At 64.4% G+C, this 18410-nt stretch carries 12 protein-coding genes; 8 read left to right on the top strand and 4 right to left on the bottom strand.

What is annotated here, in order from left to right:
* Positions 1–29 precede the first annotated feature (29 nt).
* From BLQ76_RS13890 to BLQ76_RS13855, 6 genes are all read left to right on the top strand, one after another.
* The gene (locus tag BLQ76_RS13890) at positions 30–2408 is read left to right on the top strand and encodes a bifunctional diguanylate cyclase/phosphodiesterase (protein WP_090674327.1); all 2379 of its coding nucleotides are present in this window, start codon (positions 30–32) and stop codon (positions 2406–2408) included.
* A 337-nt stretch (positions 2409–2745) separates the two neighbouring features.
* Positions 2746–3045: a hypothetical protein gene (locus tag BLQ76_RS13885; RefSeq protein WP_139184012.1), complete on the top strand. Its 300-nt coding sequence runs from the start codon at positions 2746–2748 to the stop codon at positions 3043–3045.
* Between the two features lie 317 nt (positions 3046–3362).
* Positions 3363–5309, top strand: coding sequence for an AAA family ATPase (locus BLQ76_RS13875; protein WP_090674319.1), 1947 nt, complete (start codon positions 3363–3365; stop codon positions 5307–5309).
* Between the two features lie 377 nt (positions 5310–5686).
* Positions 5687–6463 (top strand): hypothetical protein, encoded by a 777-nt coding sequence (locus BLQ76_RS13870; RefSeq protein ID WP_090674316.1) that lies wholly within the window; start codon positions 5687–5689, stop codon positions 6461–6463.
* Positions 6464–6716: 253 nt separating this feature from the next.
* The gene (locus BLQ76_RS22800; protein WP_090674314.1) at positions 6717–7022 is read left to right on the top strand and encodes a LysR family transcriptional regulator; all 306 of its coding nucleotides are present in this window, start codon (positions 6717–6719) and stop codon (positions 7020–7022) included.
* A 473-nt stretch (positions 7023–7495) separates the two neighbouring features.
* A complete protein-coding gene (locus BLQ76_RS13855) occupies positions 7496–9424 on the top strand; it encodes a TniQ family protein (RefSeq protein WP_090674310.1) in 1929 nt (642 codons plus the stop codon).
* A gap of 82 nt (positions 9425–9506) precedes the next feature.
* Here BLQ76_RS13855 and BLQ76_RS13850 read toward each other — a convergent pair whose 3' ends face one another.
* The 3 genes from BLQ76_RS13850 to BLQ76_RS13840 form a co-directional block, all read right to left on the bottom strand.
* Positions 9507–10955, bottom strand: coding sequence for an argonaute/piwi family protein (locus tag BLQ76_RS13850; RefSeq protein ID WP_090674307.1), 1449 nt, complete (start codon positions 10953–10955; stop codon positions 9507–9509).
* On the bottom strand, positions 10955–12286 hold the full coding sequence (locus BLQ76_RS13845; protein WP_090674304.1) for a DUF4365 domain-containing protein: 1332 nt from the start codon (positions 12284–12286) through the stop codon (positions 10955–10957). Before BLQ76_RS13845 ends, BLQ76_RS13850 begins: the two co-directional genes overlap by 1 nt.
* Positions 12287–12484: 198 nt before the next feature.
* Positions 12485–12667 (bottom strand): DUF3606 domain-containing protein, encoded by a 183-nt coding sequence (locus BLQ76_RS13840; protein ID WP_090674818.1) that lies wholly within the window; start codon positions 12665–12667, stop codon positions 12485–12487.
* 926 nt (positions 12668–13593) lie between these two features.
* Here BLQ76_RS13840 and mprF point away from each other — a divergent pair.
* Together mprF and BLQ76_RS13830 are read left to right on the top strand one after the other, a co-directional pair.
* A complete protein-coding gene (gene mprF, locus BLQ76_RS13835) occupies positions 13594–16200 on the top strand; it encodes a bifunctional lysylphosphatidylglycerol flippase/synthetase MprF (RefSeq protein ID WP_090674301.1) in 2607 nt (868 codons plus the stop codon).
* A complete protein-coding gene (locus BLQ76_RS13830) occupies positions 16197–17606 on the top strand; it encodes a virulence factor family protein (protein WP_090674298.1) in 1410 nt (469 codons plus the stop codon). Before mprF ends, BLQ76_RS13830 begins: the two co-directional genes overlap by 4 nt.
* Before the next feature lie 6 nt (positions 17607–17612).
* Here BLQ76_RS13830 and BLQ76_RS13825 read toward each other — a convergent pair whose 3' ends face one another.
* On the bottom strand, positions 17613–18401 hold the full coding sequence (locus BLQ76_RS13825) for an SDR family NAD(P)-dependent oxidoreductase (RefSeq protein ID WP_090674286.1): 789 nt from the start codon (positions 18399–18401) through the stop codon (positions 17613–17615).
* Positions 18402–18410 lie beyond the last annotated feature (9 nt).

Raw genomic sequence — 18410 nt, 5'->3', positions numbered from 1 at the left:
CTCCTCGAGGCAAGATTTATCGTTCCAACATGATGACGGTCGTCGGATGTATCATTGAACACCACAATCTATGGCTTGTGCTCATGGCAGCCGTCATCTGCGGTTCCGGCTCCTGGGCCATGGTTCGCCTGTTTCTTCGAGCTGCGACAGCCGACTCGTTGGAGAAGCTGGCCTGGGTCGTACTGTCGGCCTTCGTCACCGGAGCCTCGATCTGGTGCACTCACTTCGTTGCAATGCTGGGCTATGAGCCCGGTCTACCGATCGGCTTCGATCCGGTTCTGACGATCGTCTCGCTGCTGGTGGCCATGACAGGCTCCGGCATCGGCTTCCTTATCGCCACCTCGAAACGACCGAGCGCACCAGCGATCGGGGGCGCCGTCGTTGGTCTTTCCATTGTGGTGATGCACTACACAGGAATGCTCGCCTACCGCGTCCAAGGTATCGTGAGTTGGGACCGGTCGTTCCTAGCCGCCTCGATCTTCATCTCCTGCGTGCTCTCTGCGGCGAGCTTGCATGCGGCACTCAGAGTTGGGGACGAGCACGTCCGCCCTCATCTGGCGACTTTTCTCTTCTTTCTTTCCATCATCGGTCTTCACTTCACAGGCATGACGGCGTTTCGTGTCTCGCCGATGCTGATCGATGGATCCTATTCCGATCCGGAGGCTTTGAACGCCCTTGCGTTTGCGGTTGCCTGCGTCGGCTCGTTTATCGTCGGATCGGGCTTCGCGAGTAGCTTTATCGATACGAAGGCCCGGGCAACGGCGTCTGACGCCCTCGCCAATATGTCGAACGGACTGACGATGCTCTCGTCCAGCGGGTTGGTGACGCTCGTCAATGAGCGAGTTCATGCCCTGTTTCACTTGGGCAAGGACGAGCTCAGGATCGGCATGACGCTGGAGAGCTACATAGCAGCCATCGGTCGTCGAGCCGGATGGGACAGCGAGCGCGTCAGGCGGGTTCTCGACAACCATCAGACCTGGATGCGGTCGATCACACCCACCCGTCTCGAACATCACTTCGACGACGGCACCATCCTCGCCGTCGCTTGCCAACCTGTCGCGCGAGGCGGAGCGATCCTGACATATGAGGACGTCACCGAAGCGCGAAACGGACAGAAGACGATCGCCCACATGGCATTCCACGATGCCCTGACGGGACTGAAGAACCGCCGGATGTTCGCGCAGTCGATGGAGGATCTCCTCTCTCAAGGCCGGGTGACGATGTTAATGATCGACCTCGATCGCTTCAAGAGCGTCAATGACCGTCTGGGGCATGCCGTCGGCGACGAACTCCTACGACACGTCACGGCCCGCATCTCGACACTCCTTCAACCGTCAGAACAAGCTTTCCGACTTGGCGGTGACGAGTTGGCCGTGCTCGTATCGGCACCCAGGGAACGGGCGATCGCTCTGGCCCAGGACATTACGACATCCATAGCCATCCCATTCGAGATCAATCCGCACGTCGTGGCGATCGGGTGCAGCATCGGGATCGCCGCGGCCGAGCCAGGCGATGATACCTCGATCGTTCAGCAGAAGGCGGATCTGGCGCTTTACGCCGCTAAGAACGGAGGTCGAAACCGGTTCGAGACATACCGGGACGGGATGTTGGAAGACGAGGCCAACAAGCGCCTTCTCGAACAGGATCTTTCCGAAGCTCTCGACGCCGATCAACTCGAACTTTGGTATCAACCTCTCTACAGTCTGCCCGGACGAACACTGACCGGGTTCGAGGCGCTTTTGCGCTGGCGTCATCCTCAACGCGGCATCGTTTCACCCGCCGAGTTTATCCCAATTGCCGAAAGCTCCGGGATGATCACCTCGATTGGTGCTTGGGTGATCGATGCCGCATGTCGGCAGGCCGCGTTGTGGCCAGATCACGTCTACATGTCGATCAATGTGTCGGCCATCCAGTTGCGATCGGCAGCGCTTGTCTCACAACTTGCGCAGACGCTTACGAAGCACTGCGTATCCCCAAAGCGGATCGAGATCGAGATCACGGAAACCGCCATGGTCGAGAATAGCGCTCAGATCGCTTTAACCCTCACAAGCCTGCGCGCGTTGGGCGTTCGCATCGCGATGGATGACTTTGGAACGGGCTATTCGTCGCTCGCTCATCTGCGTGCATTCAAGGTCGATCGCATCAAGATCGACCGAAGCTTCATCGCAGCATCCACAAGCGATCCAGGCGCCGCAGCCATCATACGTGCCGTCGTGTCCATGGCACGGGAGTTGAATATCGACACCACGGCTGAAGGCATCGAACAGGAAAGCCAGTTGCAGAACCTTCTGGAACTCGGCTGCGGGACAGCGCAAGGCTATCTGCTCGGCCGTCCGCTAGTGTGCGATGAAGCCGATGCCATCGCACGAACACAGATGCAGCTGAGACTTCGTTTGGCGCCAAACTGATTCTAGGTGCTCAGTCACGGCACATGATGGACCGGGGTTGAAGATCAACCGGTGTGGCCAAGACGTCCAGATTTGGAGATGTACCCTTAAGGGATAGGTTCACCGAGCATCTTTGGCGAGCAATGCCACAGCCACATGCGCCCACGGAAACCATCTGAACACGCACGATAACACCGCGTTCACCATGGTGGTCGGAAAATTGGGAAGCGCCTTCCCGTTATAACATTACGGGTATATCTTTCACATTGCCAACTACGGCAACGCAAAGCAGGCCAGAGAGCGGGTGCAACCACTCTCCGGCCTTGCCACAACCATAGCTGTTAAGGAGCTACAGGTAATGGGTAACCATCCATACGCCATGGCGGACCATGTCCGCAATGCAGAAGAGATCCACGATCGGATCGTGGTTAACGACGAGTTTCCGTACCGAGCACTCGCGCTCGGTCAGGTCGAACTCCTGAACCAGATCCCCGCCCCGGGCTCGTCGGTTCCGCTCGACGAGGCGCTCGCCATCGTCGGTCGCCACCACTGCAATCCCTACGTCCAGATCGTCGTCCTCATGAACCGGGGCCTGCTCGCCGCCGACTTCGAGGACGGATCCCACGCCGATCCGGAGATCGTCCTGCGGCGCGTCTGACGCTCGCCGACGCCTTCCATCGCGAACCTCGGAAACGGCCCGGAAGCGGCCAGGGATACGATCATGAGACATCAGAACAGGACGGCAGGACGCAGGTCCCCGCCCACACACACCCGCACGTCGGATACCAACGTCGTCGAGATGCCTTCGACCGTCGCCATCGGTGCGGCGATCCGCCATCGATCCCGTCGGCGTCGGGACAGGAGGGAATACGGGAGGATCCTCTGTGCCCTCCGGCGCCAGGCCGACGGCGGGAGCACGTCCTCCGGCCTCGCCCTCGCCATGCTGCAGCGCATGGATCTGCAGGAGGGACGGTCGTGAGCGTGTCGGACATCACCAACTTCGGGGGCGAGCCCCGCTCGACGGATCGGACGCAGGCGGACCGCGAGGCCCTAGTCGCCCATCTGCGCGCCCATCTCGACCCGACGCAGGTCGCGATCGAGCACGCCCTTCTGAGGCAGTACGATCCGACGACGCGAAAGGACATGCAGCACGTCCTTCGCGTCGTCGTCTCCAAGACCGACCGGAAGATCGTCGAGGCGACGATCGAGGCCGTGTTCGAGATCGCCGACGGAGGAAACCGTCGCACCTCCGTCGCCTTCGTGAGCGCCGCCGCCAGCCCGGTGGACAGGGATCTGGTCCGGCGTCTCGATCTAGAGTTCCTCGGCAGCCAGGTCGCAATCAACGAGATCGTCGTGGTGTTGGACGAGGTGACGGGGCCGGATCCAGCCCCGCTCTTCGATGCCCAAGTCGATCTGACCCGTCTGACCGGACCCGACGTGGCAGCGACGCTGCGTCACGTGTTCGGCGAAGAGGCGAAACTCGACCCGGGCTGGTCCTGGCCTACCGGAGCGCCGCTCTCGATGCTCGATCTCGTCTGCAAGAAGGCGACGACCGTCGAGACCGCCCTCGCCTTCCTGAATGACATCGCAGACACGGGAGCCGTCGGTCCGTCCGACTACGCGGCCCTCTCGGATCCGCTGGCCGACATGGTCGGGTACGGTGTGGCGAAGGTCTGGGCCCGGCGGTTCGTCGAGGACCTCGCTGCCTTCCGGTCCGGAGCGTTGCCCTGGCGCGAGGTCGACTCGACGCTCGTCCTCACCGGACCTCCTGGCACGGGCAAGACCGAGTTCGCCCGAAGGGTGGCACAGGCCGCTGGCATTCCGATCGTCGCCACGTCCTACTCGACGTGGCAGAGGTCGGAGGAAGGTCACCTGGGCGACGTGCTCCGGGCGATCCACAACGACTTCTCGCATGCCCGTTCCGTGGCACCCTCCATCCTCTTCGTCGACGAGATCGACTCGCTTCCGGTCCGGGGATCGGAAGGCCGGAACAGGTCGTGGTACTTCGCCGTGATCAACGCCCTGCTCGAGGAGATCGACGGGCTGTCGGGCCGTGACGGTGTCGCGGTCATGGCGGCCTGTAACCGGGGCGACCGTCTCGACCCGGCCCTGACGCGGGCCGGGCGGCTCAACCGGACCGTCCGGATCGACCTGCCCGACGCCACCGACCTGTCGCGCATCCTCGCCTCGAAGCTCGACGGCGCGGTCTCGCCCGAGAGCGTGCGTCCGTTCTGCGACGCGGTCGCGGGAAGGGCCACCGGCGCCGACATGGTCCAGGTCGCGAGGGAGGCTAGGCGGACGGCGCGCCAGGCCGGAAGGGCGGTCCGCGTCGCCGACGTCCAGGCGGCGATCCTCCCGCCCGACACCAGGTCGCAGGAGGTGCGTCGCGTGATCGCCATCCACGAGGCCGGGCACGTCGTCGCGGCGCTGGCGTCGGGCGTCGTCCCGTACGCGGTCAGCCTCGTCGATTCGATCACGGGGGGCGGCGCCGTCCGCTTCGACCCCGTCCCGGTCACGGAGATCTCGGCGGACACCGTCCGACGCGAGATCCTCGTCACTCTCTCGGGACGGGCCGCCGAGGAGATCGTTATCGGATCCGTGTCGGCGGGAGCCGGGGGTCACGACGACTCCGACCTTGCCAACGCGACGCGTCTGGCCACGGACTTCGAAGGCGCCTACGCCTTCGGGGCCTCGCTCGTCTTCCGTCCTCGACCGGAGCAGAACGCGGTCGAGGCGATCCTCAGGCGCGCATACTCCGATGCCCTCGCCCTGATGGTCCGCCACCAGTCCGCCGTCACCGCGCTGGCCGAACTCCTGATGTCTTCGGGATACATGAACAAGGACAGGATCACGAAGTTCGCCGCCCGTCACGACCTCCTCGGCGCAGTTGCCCAGGCACCGTCGGAGGGCGTGGCCCGATGAGCGGATCGAAGTCGAAGTCCAGATCGACCTCCGGCCCCGGTATGGGCGCAGTGTCGAACGAACCGGAGAACAAAGAGACGCCGAGCGGTCCGGTCGCCGGTCGAGGCGACGTTACCGCAGGCGACGAGGTTCGGCAGGCCTGCCCCGAAGGCGGCATCGCCTCACGGTGTGGAACGCCTCCTGGCCCGGACCGCCGCACGATGAATCTCCCTGTCCCGCGACCAAGAGGGCGAGCCCCTCTCGGCATCGCCGACCGAGCGATCCGGGCGGTACGATGCGACGTCGTTCCGTTTCCGCGCAGGCGCCACCCGGCCGGTCGTGGCGACGAACTCGAGACGACAGCCCGTCGCCTGGAGGCGTCCGGCCGGTACCGCGTCATGCGACGGCTTCCATCCCGGTCCGTGGAGCCGCGCCCCCTCGGCCCCGACGACCGACTGGTCCTGGTCGCTCATTCGAGACCGGGCGTCCCCAGACGGCGCGGATCGCAACTGGACAACGCGTCGGTCGTCCTCGCGAGCTACGACGATGCCGGTCTGAGGGACGTCGTCGCCGTCCTGGACGGGCAGTCGCAGGGCAGCCTCGCCTTCTCCGGATCGGTAAGGCCGGCGGCGACAGGCACACTGGAGGCGGGAGCCTTCGATGCGTTCGCGGGACGCATCCACCTCTGCGTGTCGCACGACGGCGGCTCCCTACCGGAGGCCCTGCGATCGCGCTTCCCGCTTCTCCGCGCTCTCCCCTGGGCCCGCACCCGGGAGGCCGTCGACTGGCGGCGTCTGGGCGTGGACGGGGACGGTCTGGCGTCCATCCTGGCACGCTTCGGGCTGTTCGCCGACGTGGAGACGCCCAGGGAAGGTTGCGAGGCCCTCGTCGTGGCCCTCTCGGCCGGTCGCTGGCTAATGACGGAGGATCCCCCCTTCGCGCAGATCCGTCACCGGATCGACGAGCGTCGCGTCGAGGTCGTGGCGACCGGGCCGACGTATGCGATCAGGGACGACCTGAAGGTCAGAGGTTACCGCTGGAACCATGGCGTCGGTGGTGCGGGCAAGTGCTGGACGCTCGTATGCCCCTACCGTTCGGCGCTCGTCGAGGTCGCCTGGCTACGCCATCGCCTTCATGCGCAAGGCGGGTCGGCGGAGATGCGCGAGTTGAGCTGACCGACGGATCCGGCCCGCATGTGGACTTCGCTGCCCTCGCATGGGTGGCGGAGTCCGGCGGATCGTCGGCGACCCGCCTCTGAGGCCTGTTTCTGAAAGGTCGACAAGCAAGACCGATCGACATCGATTACTGTTCACGCCATGATCTTCCGTGTACGCGCGTGTCGGTTGGCAGCGTTGCTTGTCGTCTCGATGTCGGGCAAAGTGATCTGCCGACAACGCCTCACGTCGGCTAGGAAGCCGACGGTTCGACATGTCTGCCGAGGATCGCCACGAGACGACGCTCCGCGATCTACGTATATTCAAGACAATCTGCGAGACTGGAAATCTGTCGAAGGCCGGTGACCGCCTCGGAATATCACAGCCTAGCCTCAGTCGGACCGTCAGGTATCTAGAAGAGGAATTCGGTCTCCGCCTCCTGGTGCGCAACGGACGCGGAGTTGACCCGACAGAGGCTGGCATCGTGCTACGTGACCATGCGATACGCATCTTGGCGGCCTCGGACGAACTTGACCGAAGAATGGCAGATCTGTCCAAACAATTACGGGGTACCGCGTAGCATCAGCGACAGAGTTTAATTGCTACCCTCCAAGGATATTTGCTGAATCGTCCAGAACGAGCGGACTAGGCTTCGCCTAACTGCCGACGCAGCGGCTTAATCCGCTCGTTCCAACGCGTTAGGTGTCACGCGGCGTTGGAATGGGACGTCAGATCGGCGTGCAAAAGAAGGTCAGACTCATATTCGGTGCATTTTGACGATGGAATTGGCAGTTTCTGTTGGGGAGTGGAAACCATTGGCATCTCACTACTTGTGATGCGCTTCGAAGCCCGAGGTAGCTTGGGTCCCAAGGCTGCGGAGGCGAAGCGCCCTACAGAGGCGTGGAATGCCCTGTCCGGGCTAGTCCAAGGCATTGTGATTCGGTTGTGCCAAGGGCCGCAGCCCATCGATATACTCCAGGCAGGGATGGAGGTCGTCTCGGACTTTAATCGAGCCTTCTAGAAGAATCGGCACCCTCCACTCGTGGAGGGACCGTGACGCGCATACCCATCCGAGTCGAACAATGGCCCGACGAGCCGGCCTGGAGCATCCTCCATCGGCTTGCCCGCCTATGCGCCGTGCCGAGCGCCCGCGAGTTCTGCAACGACTACGGACTGGACTACACGGCCATCACGCGTGGTCGCGACCTGGAGCACTTCGCCGAGGCGGGCGGCTACGACCTGGACCTCATGCGGCGAAACACGTTCCGGGTCGACGGAGAGAGGTTCGGGACCGGGCCGGATGGGCGGGAGACGCTCTTCAAGCAGAACGTCCAGAACGGCGTGCATCTCGTCTGCCCCGAGTGCCTGCGGGCCGATGCGGCGACAGGCACAAGCCATCCGCATCTGCGAGGTCACTGGCGGGAATGGTGGTTCCTGCGGACGATCGGCGTCTGTCCGGTCCATTCCGTCATGCTCGAGCGCGGCCGGAAAGGCTCGCAGATCTTCCGCGTCCACCCGCTCCACCTCGACCCCACGGACGGTGGCGATGGCGTCGGAAGCCTCATGGACGTCCCCTCGCGCCCCGTCGCCGACGTATCCTGCGAACGATACCTCCTGGGTCGAATGGGCTTCCTGGAGCCGACGTCCTCGTCCCTCCTGGACGAACTACCGCTCGGTCGCGCCATCGCGTTGATCCGACAGTTCGGTCTCGTCGGGGTGCTGGGCGTCGGTGATCATGGACGAGATCCGGACGTCGACATCCACGACGTCATGACGGCCGGCTTCCACGCCCTGAGCGATCCGGATGCGTTCTTCGACCGCATGCTTGAAAAGGCGGACCCGCCGAAGGGGAACTGGGGGCCCAACGTCGTCTATGGCGCGCTCTACACGTGGCTGAACCACGAGAGGAAGGCGACCCAGTCCGGCCCTGTCTACGACCGGGTCCGTGCCATGATCCGAGACCACGCGCTCGCATCGTTCCCGGTGAACCCGAAGGAGGAGTTCTTCGGCCGACTGATCGGGGAGCGGGCGATCTACACCCCGGCCCATATCCACACCGCCGCCAGGACGAGCCGGGAGCGGGTGATCCAGGTCCTCGTCCGCCTGGGGATCCTGGACGAACAGAACGCGCAGCGCGACGTCTGGAGGATCTTCGTGCCCGCGCCGCGGGCGAAGGAGGCCCTCGCCGCCATCCGGGACTCCATCAACCAGATCGAGTTGCTGGAGATCTACGGGATCCCGCGGGGGACGCTTCGACCGCTCATGGCGTCGAACACGCTGACGCCGTGGCTCGTGCCCGGCGAGCAGGAGGGCGGGATCCATCTCTACCGCCGAAGCGAACTCGACGCGTGGATAGGCCGGCTCCGTCGCGATGCGCCCGTGGTCGACGACGTGCCCGACGGGTGCGTCTCCCTGGTCGGCGCCAGCGCGGTCGGACAAGCCTCGATCGATCGCATCGTCGCGGCCCTCCTGGACGGCACACTCGCCTGCCGCGGCGTGCTCGCGAACGCGAAGCCATGGCCGAGCGTCCTCGTCGACGTCCGAGAGATGCGCCGCCTTCTCGACCGGGACATGGGCGAATGGTCGCCGATCATGGTGGCAATGAAGCGTCTCCGGACGACGATCTACGTTCTGCGGGAACTCGTCGACACAGGCGTGCTCCGGAGCGAGGTCAGGGCCGGCGTGCTCGAAGGACGACGTCCGGAATGCATCCGCGACGCGGACCTGGACGCCTTCGATCGCGACTACGTCTCGATGGCGGAGGCCGCGGACCACCTCGGGTGCCACGTCCGCGTGGTCGGGAGGAAGCTGGGCGAGGCAGGGCTGGCGGTCGCCGTCCCGATCCGGCCCTCGCCGAGAATCGGACGCGCCTCCTCGTTCTATCGGCGGGCCGAGGTCGAAGCGCTCGAGAAGGACGCGTTCAGGAGCGAGCGCAGCAGAGCGCAACTACGGCAGAAAGCCCGTGAACAAGCGTTAGTCTAGCCGAATTCGTGCCCGTTTACTCCGAATGGAGCCCTTTGGGTATGTCCTACTTCGAGACACCCGTTGCCGACGCCGGAACAGATCAGATGTAGTAGCGATAATCGCTCTGGTCTCTGTCCCCGTAGCTGACGTGTTTGAGGATCCGACCCACCTGTCGTGCCGCCCGGATGGGTATCGGCAAAGCTTGGTCGAACTGGGTCGAGTTCCAGTTCATCTTGGTCAACGCCAGGATCTCCTCGGCGATCTGCGCCAACGGCGTGTCACCTCCAGGGGCTGGACGTAGCTCCAACGGGCGGGGAACCCGTGCGCCAGGATAGGTGCCGTAGTAGGGAACGCTTCCACGACTATAGAGGATGGCGCTTCGTCCAAGATCGACGAAGCTCCCTCGAAGAGCCGGATAGTCCCCTTCCCGCATAAGGGCCAACGGCGTCGACTCCTGCACCCAGACCATATCTGAGATATCGACGCCTACCTCGTCGAGCGCCGCTTCGAAGCCGTCGACTTCGCTCGTCTCGAAGCGCGACGTCTTCAGGACGACGACTCTCGCTGGATAGTGCCGATGCTGCATCCGGTAGGCATCAGCCGATTTGCGGAGCAAGGCGTATGCGTCCTCACGAGTGAGATAGGGGTGGTTGCCGGGTCGGTCCGTATGGGCTCGCGCTCCGCGTAGGATGATTCCCTTCCCACGTTCGTCGAACATCTGGGCCGTGCTGGTCCAGAGTCGCTGCCCATCGAGGTCACGATAGAAGCCGATGCCAAGATAGCTCGTCCGATACTCGTCGTCCTTGACGGGGAGCCGCCAAGGAGCCTTGCCGGCTTTGTAGAACAGCGCGTTCAGGAGGTTCCAGGCTCGTACCGATGGTGCCTGCACGGTCCTCGTGCCTCTGAACTTCCGTCCTATGGTCGCATGGTCGTCCCATAGCGTCGGCCAGACGATCTGCGTCGGAACGTTGAGAGACAGTGCGCGTGCCTTGAAGAGGTCCCTGAAGTCGACGAGGGATGTCGCAGCCGGCTCGTCCTTATCGTCACCCTCATCCTCGTCGGCCGATCTCGCGTTGACGACCTTCTCGATGAGTTGCTTCGGTAGAGCGAGGACGATGACGTCCGGTCGACTCGATCCCTCGAGCAGTGAACGGGCTTGGTCGATGAAGACATCGACCGCAGATCTGACCGCATCGTCGTGGCGTGGCACCGCGAGAACGGTTTTGATGTCGCGGTTCGGAAGTACTCTTGACCCTTCCCTGTCCACCTCGAACGAGCACCGGAATGGGTTCCGATTCCCCAGTCCTGGAAAGCTCGGATTGAGATTGACGTAGCGGCTATCGTTCGGGATGCCGGCCATGGCACGTTCGAGGAAGGAGGAGAAACCATCCATCGTCTCCGCAGTGCCTATGACCCCAATTCGTACTCTGTCACCCAAAGCAGGTTGCAGGGGACCGAACTCAGTCAGTCCGTAGCGTGGATCGACGGAAGTCTGCTTGTCGCCGAACTCGAGCAGGGGTTCTTCAAGTACCTTCGAGCGGAAGTCCATCAGAACAGCCCCGGCTCGTTCGCCTTCAGTCTATCCGCGTTGGGGTCCTGGACCTTCCATGACTCCTCGGGAACCGACCTCTCCATCTCTATCGAGCGCACGGGAGCGAACCTCAGTCTTCCAGGCTCAATCTCACCTCCCATCCCGAAGAGGCTAGGTGCCGTCGGCTTTCCACTTTCCATCAGAAGGTGACGCCACATGACGAATTGCCCGCGGATCGCGTCGTTGCGTTCGAGCTTCTTCTTTCCGGTCAGCAGGGTCGAAGAGAACCTATGGGTCCTCGAACCATCCTCGGTGAAGACGAAGGTCGGACTGATCGACGCGAACCAGCGTCCATCGATCGGCAGGAAGCGTGGGACGAACGCGTGATGTCGGACGCTGCTGATCCGCGTCTTATCCTTCTTGTCCATGTACACTTTGACGACGTCGGCCTTGGCCTGATTTCTCGTCGCCGTGTAAGCGTAGGAACGGCCCTTCCGACGTTCGGGAGCACGGAAGTAGTAGCTGCGTCCGTCCTTGTCGAAACCGATGTCCGGTTCGAGCTGGCGTCCCATTGTCCGCCTGAGAAGCTCAATGAAAGCGATCTCGTCGTCCCGATCGTCGCTGTCGGCGATGATGGACGTCTCCACGGCCTCGACGCTTTCATCGTCAACGATACATGCTGCGGCATTGGTCCTAGGATCACGGAACGAAAGAAAACGCCCGCCACGAAGGACCCAGTCGAAGTCGCGATCGTCGTGACGAAGCATCTCGGCGATGGCAGCTCGGGCGTCCCTAAACGGAGAGGTTGCGACGAAGATCTCGGATGGGGGCAAAACCTCGACGAGGTTCAGATGGGCTTCCTCGCCGGACTGTAGCGGGGGCAGATGCGCTCCGTGCGTGGAACGATCGATCGACAGTTGGGCGATCCGGTCGACCGCGGACCTGTCGAAGAGATCCTGCTTCTTGTCGAACCGAAGCCGACGCTCCTCCCCGGCTACGCCCGCGTCCACGCTCTTCCAGAAGAAGCTTTCGTCCGCCCGACGCAGCAGAACGATGATGACCGGGACGTTCGTCGTTCTCCAGAACGCCAGATCGTCGGACTTCAGCAGATAGTCGAAGCCATGTTCCGTTTCACCGGAGTAGGTTCCTGCCGTCGTCGTTTTGACTTGAACGCCGATCATCTTGCCGAGCGCCATCCCGGTCTTCGGATCGCGCAGATGGATCATCCCGTCGATCCCCGTCTCCAGGCGGCCATTCTGTTCGAAGACCTGCCCCATCGACAGAACCCTTGTCCGAACCATCGACTCGCCGAATTCACCGTTGATCTGGTTATCGGTCACGGTCTTCATTCGACAGGCCCCTTGAGATCAAAACATGAACGTAGCGCACAAAGACTAACGGCACCATTCTGATCGGACCTGGGACGCTCCTGTGCCTAGTGGATCGTCGAAGACGCCCATCGCAGGTGACCTTTGGCCTACGGACGCAACCCGGAGGTGACCGAACCCCCAGGTTGCGTCTGCTGTCAGTAGCATTGGGAGCCGGGTTCAGGCCGTCTTGCCGAGTTTCTTCGCGACGTCCTTGGTCATCACGCCGACCGACTTCACGGCATCCCTAAGCTGCTGTTCCGTCACGCCCCACTTGTTGGTCCAGTAGTCGACCTCCCACTTCTCGTTGACGTTGACCTTCGTTGGATCCTCCGGCTGACGCCGCTTGAGATTGTCGGCCATGACCATTTCCTCCTGAAGCATAGCGGATCGACGTCCGCGTTTGGATGATGGGCAGGCCACAACAGGGACGAGTGTCCGCGACCAGCCGGACAACTAACAATCTCGCCATCTCGTTGGTTTCGCACCAACGCATGCGTCCGTTGGGATTGATTGGGGAGGCAGGGACACCTTCGGTCACCCTCGCGCTTCGATGCAGAGTCGGACTATCGCGACGAGGGTTGTCGCAGAGTCGGACTTCCACGATTTTCGAGTCGGAGTTCTCTGACCAACGAGCCGCAGATCGCCTGAATTCGAGTCAGGGTTCCGTGACGACGCACATCCTGTAGGCATTGTCAGGAAACCCCGCCTCTGAGCCGTGGGAAACTGACACGGTCGCCGCACATGCCTAACCCTGCGGTCGGCGATATAATGAGGAGCGCCACGTCCGCCCCGTCGTTTCGGTCCGGTACGGGCGGTCAGGATCGCTTCCGGCGCGCCAAGCGGAGCACGACGTCTAAACGGACGTTCGGCCGGGCGGCATCGAATGTGCCAAAGCAGACACCCATCCCAGCACGTTCCCTAACGGGATGGGTCGTTCGTCGTAGGTTGCCTTGGCGAATGACCTATCCCGATCGAGCGCAGGCCATAGGGTTAGATTCGAGCGACAACGATGAAACGAGAGCCGGGATGTCGCGACGGCCGGGTCGCTCCCGACGACCCAAACCCGTTTCATCCCGTCTCCCGGGTCAGCCTTGTCGTGACGACGCACGCTGACGTCCGGATATGGAGTCGGTACAGTCTGCGGTCTGCACGCGGTGGTCCGCGTCGGATTAAATTGCCGGAAGGTAAGGCACCTCCTCTTGTGTCGCCCGAACGTTTCGGTAGATGCGCCTGCGTCCGGTCCAGCAGGATCGCGCGCCCGTCCTCAACCACGGACTCATCTGGCCATGACAACTGGGGTCGAGCGGACCGAAGCGTCCCTGTCCGCACCGGGGCTTCCCAACGCTGAAGCCGCACCGGCGTGGAAGCGGTTTCTTCCGATCGTCATCGGAGTCGCGATCACGCTCGCGGCCTTCGTGGCGTTGGAGCGCATGGTGTCGGAGATCTCGCTCGCCGACGTGCGGGGTGCCCTCTCCGCCGTCAGCACCGCCGATCTCGTGATGGCCGTTCTTCTGACGGGGCTGAGCTTCGCCGCCGTCTCGCTCTACGACGTGGTCGCCGTCGATACGATCGCGCCGGGACGCGTCACCCGGCCGGTGGCCGCAGCGGTGGGCGCGGCCGGCTACGCGGTGTCGAACGCGCTCGGCTTCCCGCTTCTGACCGGTGGCGCCCTGCGCTACCACGTCTACAAGTCCGGCGGCATCGAGTTGGCCGACATCGGACGGATCGTCGGCACGTCCTGGTTCGCCCTCTGGTTCGCGCTCGCGCTCATGGTGGGCGCGGCGCTGCTGGTGGATCCGACCGAGGTGCCCGTCCTGCGCGATCTGGGCCTTGCCGCCGAGATCGCGCTGGGCGCCGCGCTGGTGATCGGTGTCGTCGGCTTCGTGGTCTGGCTGTCCTACGGAGACCGCCGCGCCAGCGTCGGCAAGCTGTCGCTGCCGCTGCCCTCGGGCAACGGCGCGCTGGTGCAGATCGCGGCCGGCATCGTCGACCTCGCGGCCGCGGCTGGCGTTCTCTACGTGCTCCTGCCCGAGAACAGCGTCGGCTCCTTCGTGCTCTTCGCCGTGGTGTTCGCGGTGGCGGTGGTGGTGGGTGTCGCCTCCAGCGCGCCGGGCGGTCTGGGTGCCTTCGAGGCGACGATCGTCATCAGCCTCGGCCTTCAGAATCGCGCCGATGTCGTCGCCGCGCTCCTGATCTATCGCCTGATCTACACGGTTCTGCCGCTCGTCCTCACGGTGGTCGCGCTTCTCGTGGTCGAGGCGGTGCGTCGGCGCGATGCGATCAAGGGACCGACGCGCGAGTTCGTACGGGTCTTCGAACCCATGGTGCCGCCGACCGTTGCCGTCCTCGCCTTTGCGGGCGGCATTGTGCTTCTCGCCTCGGGCTCGACGCCGGGCATCGCCGACCGGTTGACCGTCCTCAACGATTTCGTGCCGCTGCCCTTTATCGAGATGTCGCATCTGGCCGCGACCGTGGTCGGCGTTGCGTTGCTCGTCATCGCACGCGGTCTTGCCAAGCGTCTCTGGCGCGCGTGGCTCGTCTCGATCGGTCTGCTTGTGGCGGGCGCGCTCTTCTCGCTCCTCAAGGGCCTCGACTGGGAAGAAGCCGTCATTCTTCTCGTTCTCGCCGTCCTGCTGCTCGGCTTCCGCCATGCCTTCTACCGCCGCTCCGGCATCAATCCCTTTGCGATCACCTGGGGCTGGCTTGCCGCCGTCTGCGCGACCCTGATCGCCAGCGTCTGGCTGGGACTTCTGGCCTATCGCCACGTCGACTACGCCAACACGCTCTGGTTCGATTTCGCCACCGAGGCCAACGCGCCGCGCTTCCTGCGCGCCAGTGTCGTCGCCTTCGCGGTGCTGGCCGCGGTGGGTCTCGACGTCGCGATCCATCGGCGCACCGAACGCGTCCAGAAGCGCTCCGACGTGCCCCCGGAGGTGGCGCCGATCGTCGCCGCCTCGCCTCATACGGCATCGGCCCTTGCGCTCCTCGGCGACAAGCGTTTCCTGTTTTCACCCGACAAGCGCGGCTTCGTGATGTACGCGCGCTCGGGCGGCAGCCTGATCGCGCTCGGCGAGCCCGTCGCGCCGCCCGACATCATGGCGGACCTGGCCTGGAGCTTTCGCGACAAGGCCGATCGTGAAGCCGAGCGCCCGGTTTTCTACCAGGTGCGCCCCGAAAGCCTGCCCCTGTTTCTCGACATGGGTCTCGTGGCCCTGAAGCTCGGCGAGGTCGCGCGCGTCGATCTGACGAAGTTCAACACGGACGGTCCGAAGCGTCAGGACCTACGCACGGCCGTGCGGCGCGCCGAGCGCGAGGGGCTGGAGTTCTCGATCATTAGCCGCGAGGAGGTCGTCGCTGCGATGGACGAGCTGCGCGCCGTCTCGGACGCCTGGCTTGCGATCAAGTCGGGCTCCGAGAAGGGGTTCTCGCTCGGCTACTTCGACCCCGCCTACCTCCAGCACTTCGACATGGCGGTGCTCCGGAAGGAGGGGCGGATCGTCGCCTTCGCGAACCTCTGGCGCGGAGCCGACAGGCACGAGATATCGATCGATCTCATGCGCTTCCTGCCCAACGTCTCGCGCATCATCATGGACGCGCTCTTCACGCGTCTGATGCTGCATGCCAAGGCCGAAGGGTACCAATGGTTCGATCTTGGAGCGGCACCGCTTTCGGGCCTCGTTGACCGGCGCGGCGCCTCGCGCTGGAACCGCTTCGGCTCGTTTCTTTACCGGCGCGGCGGATCCTTCTACCATTTCGACGGCCTGAAGGCGTTCAAGCAGAAGTTCGGGCCGGTCTGGACGCCGCACTACCTCGTTTGTCCCGGCGGCTTCGACACGGCCAAGGTCCTCGTCGACGTGACCACGCTCATCTCAGGACGCCCGAAGCTGCCATGAACCGCATCGCTCTCGTTCTCTCCGCCATCGGCGCGGTGGTCGTCGCGGGTGTCGCCACCGGCGCGCTCGTCATGCAGGCCGTCGGCACCGATACCGCCGAGGCCGTGCCGGCCACGACCGTCTCCTACGAAAACATGACCAACGTGCCGGTCCTGTCGCCCGATGGCGACGCGACGGGTCTTGCGGTCCTGATCTCCGACGGCGGCGGACTGACGGCCGCCGATCGATCGCTGGCGGCGGACCTCGTCGACAGCGGGCTGATCGTTCTCCCGGTCGACCTCGACCGGTGGCGCGCGGGCGTCGAGTCCGAGATCGAGACGGGCGACGACTGCATCTATCTCGGCTCCGACCTGGAAGGGATCGCAAAGGAAGCGTTGCGCGCGCTGCAGCTCGACACCTACTTCCATCCGGTCGTGATCGGACGGGGCGAAGGCGGCACCATGGCCTATGCCGCCGTGGCCGACGCACCGGCGGCGACGCTCGCGGGCGGCGTCGCGATCCAGCCCTCCGATACGGCGCGCTCGCGCCTGCCGGTCTGCGAAGGCGCCAAGGCGACGCCGGAAGGCCACAACACGTTCAGCTACGACCGCGCGGCGGAACTGCCCCAGCCCTTCACCTTCGTGCTGGATGCGGGCACGGCGGCACCGACACCGCTGACGGGAACGCTTCACGCGGGCACCGAGATCGGTGCGGCGGCCGATGAGCGACAGGACGCGGGCGTCGACGCCGCGGTGCGCATCGCCGAGGCCGACAACTCTGCGCTCCCGATCGTGGTCGGCAAACCCAAGGGCGATCCGGTCGCGACCGTGATCTTCTTTTCGGGCGACGGTGGCTGGCGCGATCTCGACAAGACGATCGGCGACTGGCTCACCGAGCACGGCGTCGAGGTGATCGGCGTCGATTCCCTGCGCTACTTCTGGAGCGAAAAGACGCCCGAGCAGATGGCCGCCGACATCGGCGACATGCTCGCCGATGCCAAGCCGCGGCCCGGCATCCCGGTCGCCCTGATGGGCTACTCCTTCGGCGCCGATACCCTGCCCTTCGCCTACGGTTTCCTGCCGCAGGCGCTGCAAGATCGGGTCACACTGGTGGGCCTGCTCGCACCCTCGCTCCAGACCGGCTTCCAGATCTCCGTCGGCGGCTGGCTCGGCATGTCCACGGGCGACCGGGGCGTCGTCGCCTCGGCGGCGTCGATCCCGGCCGCCAAGTTGCTCTGCGTCTACGGCACGGAGGAGACCGACACGGCCTGCTTGGATCCCAAGCTCGCCAGCGTGACGAAGCTGCCGATCGACGGTGGCCATCACTTCGACGGCAACTACGATGCGATGGCCGAGCGCATTCTCGCCGCCCTCAAGGGCGGACCGCCCGCGGCCGTGACGGCTGCCGTCACGGCGACCACGCCGTGAGGGTCGTCAGGCCATGAGCTGACCGCCGTTCACCTCGATCACCTGCCCCGTCAGGTAGCCGGACAGCGCAGGCGCAGCGAGGAAAAGATAAGCCGGGGCACAGTCTTCGGCCGTCCCGAGACGCTTCAGCGGAATGGTCTCGGCCGTCGCGCGCAGCTTCTCCTCGGAGGAGTAGCGCCGGTGGAAGTCGGTCATGATCGTACCGGGCGAGACCGCGTTGACGCGAATGCCGTCCGGCGCCAGCTCCTTGGCGAGCGACTTGCTCCAGGCGGCGACGAAGGCCTTGGTGCCCGAATACAGGGACGAACCCGCACTGCCGCCCTGCCGCGCCGAGATCGACACCGTGTTGACGATCGCCGCATCGCTCGCTCGCCGCAGCGCCGGCAACAACGCCGCCGTCAACGTCACGACCTGCCGGATGTTGAGGTCGAGCACCTCGTCGTAGAAGCCGGGTGTGGTGTCGCCCGCCAGGACGCGGCCGCCCATCGTCCCGGCGTTGTTGACGAGCACATCCACCGCATCGTCTGCCGCAGCCAGTACGGCGGCTGCCAGTTGCTCGCCGCCATCGGGCTTGGCAAGGTCGCCCGTTACGAGTTGAAGCCGTGCGCGCTCCCCATCCGACAATCGGGGCAGAAGGTCGGTCTCGGCATGGGTGAGATCACGCCCCGCATGAGCGACGACGCGCGCGCCGCAGGCCAGGAAGCCAGCCGTCACGGCGGCGCCAATGCCACGTCCGGCACCCGTCACCACCACGCTTCGCCCTTCGAACAGCGCCCTGTCGAACCCGGTCATCATCGTGCCCTT

The sequence above is a fragment of the Aureimonas jatrophae genome (assembly GCF_900104035.1).
In the GTDB taxonomy this organism is placed as follows: Bacteria; Pseudomonadota; Alphaproteobacteria; order Rhizobiales; family Rhizobiaceae; genus Aureimonas; species Aureimonas jatrophae.
This window is presented reverse-complemented; position numbering and strand designations above follow the sequence as displayed.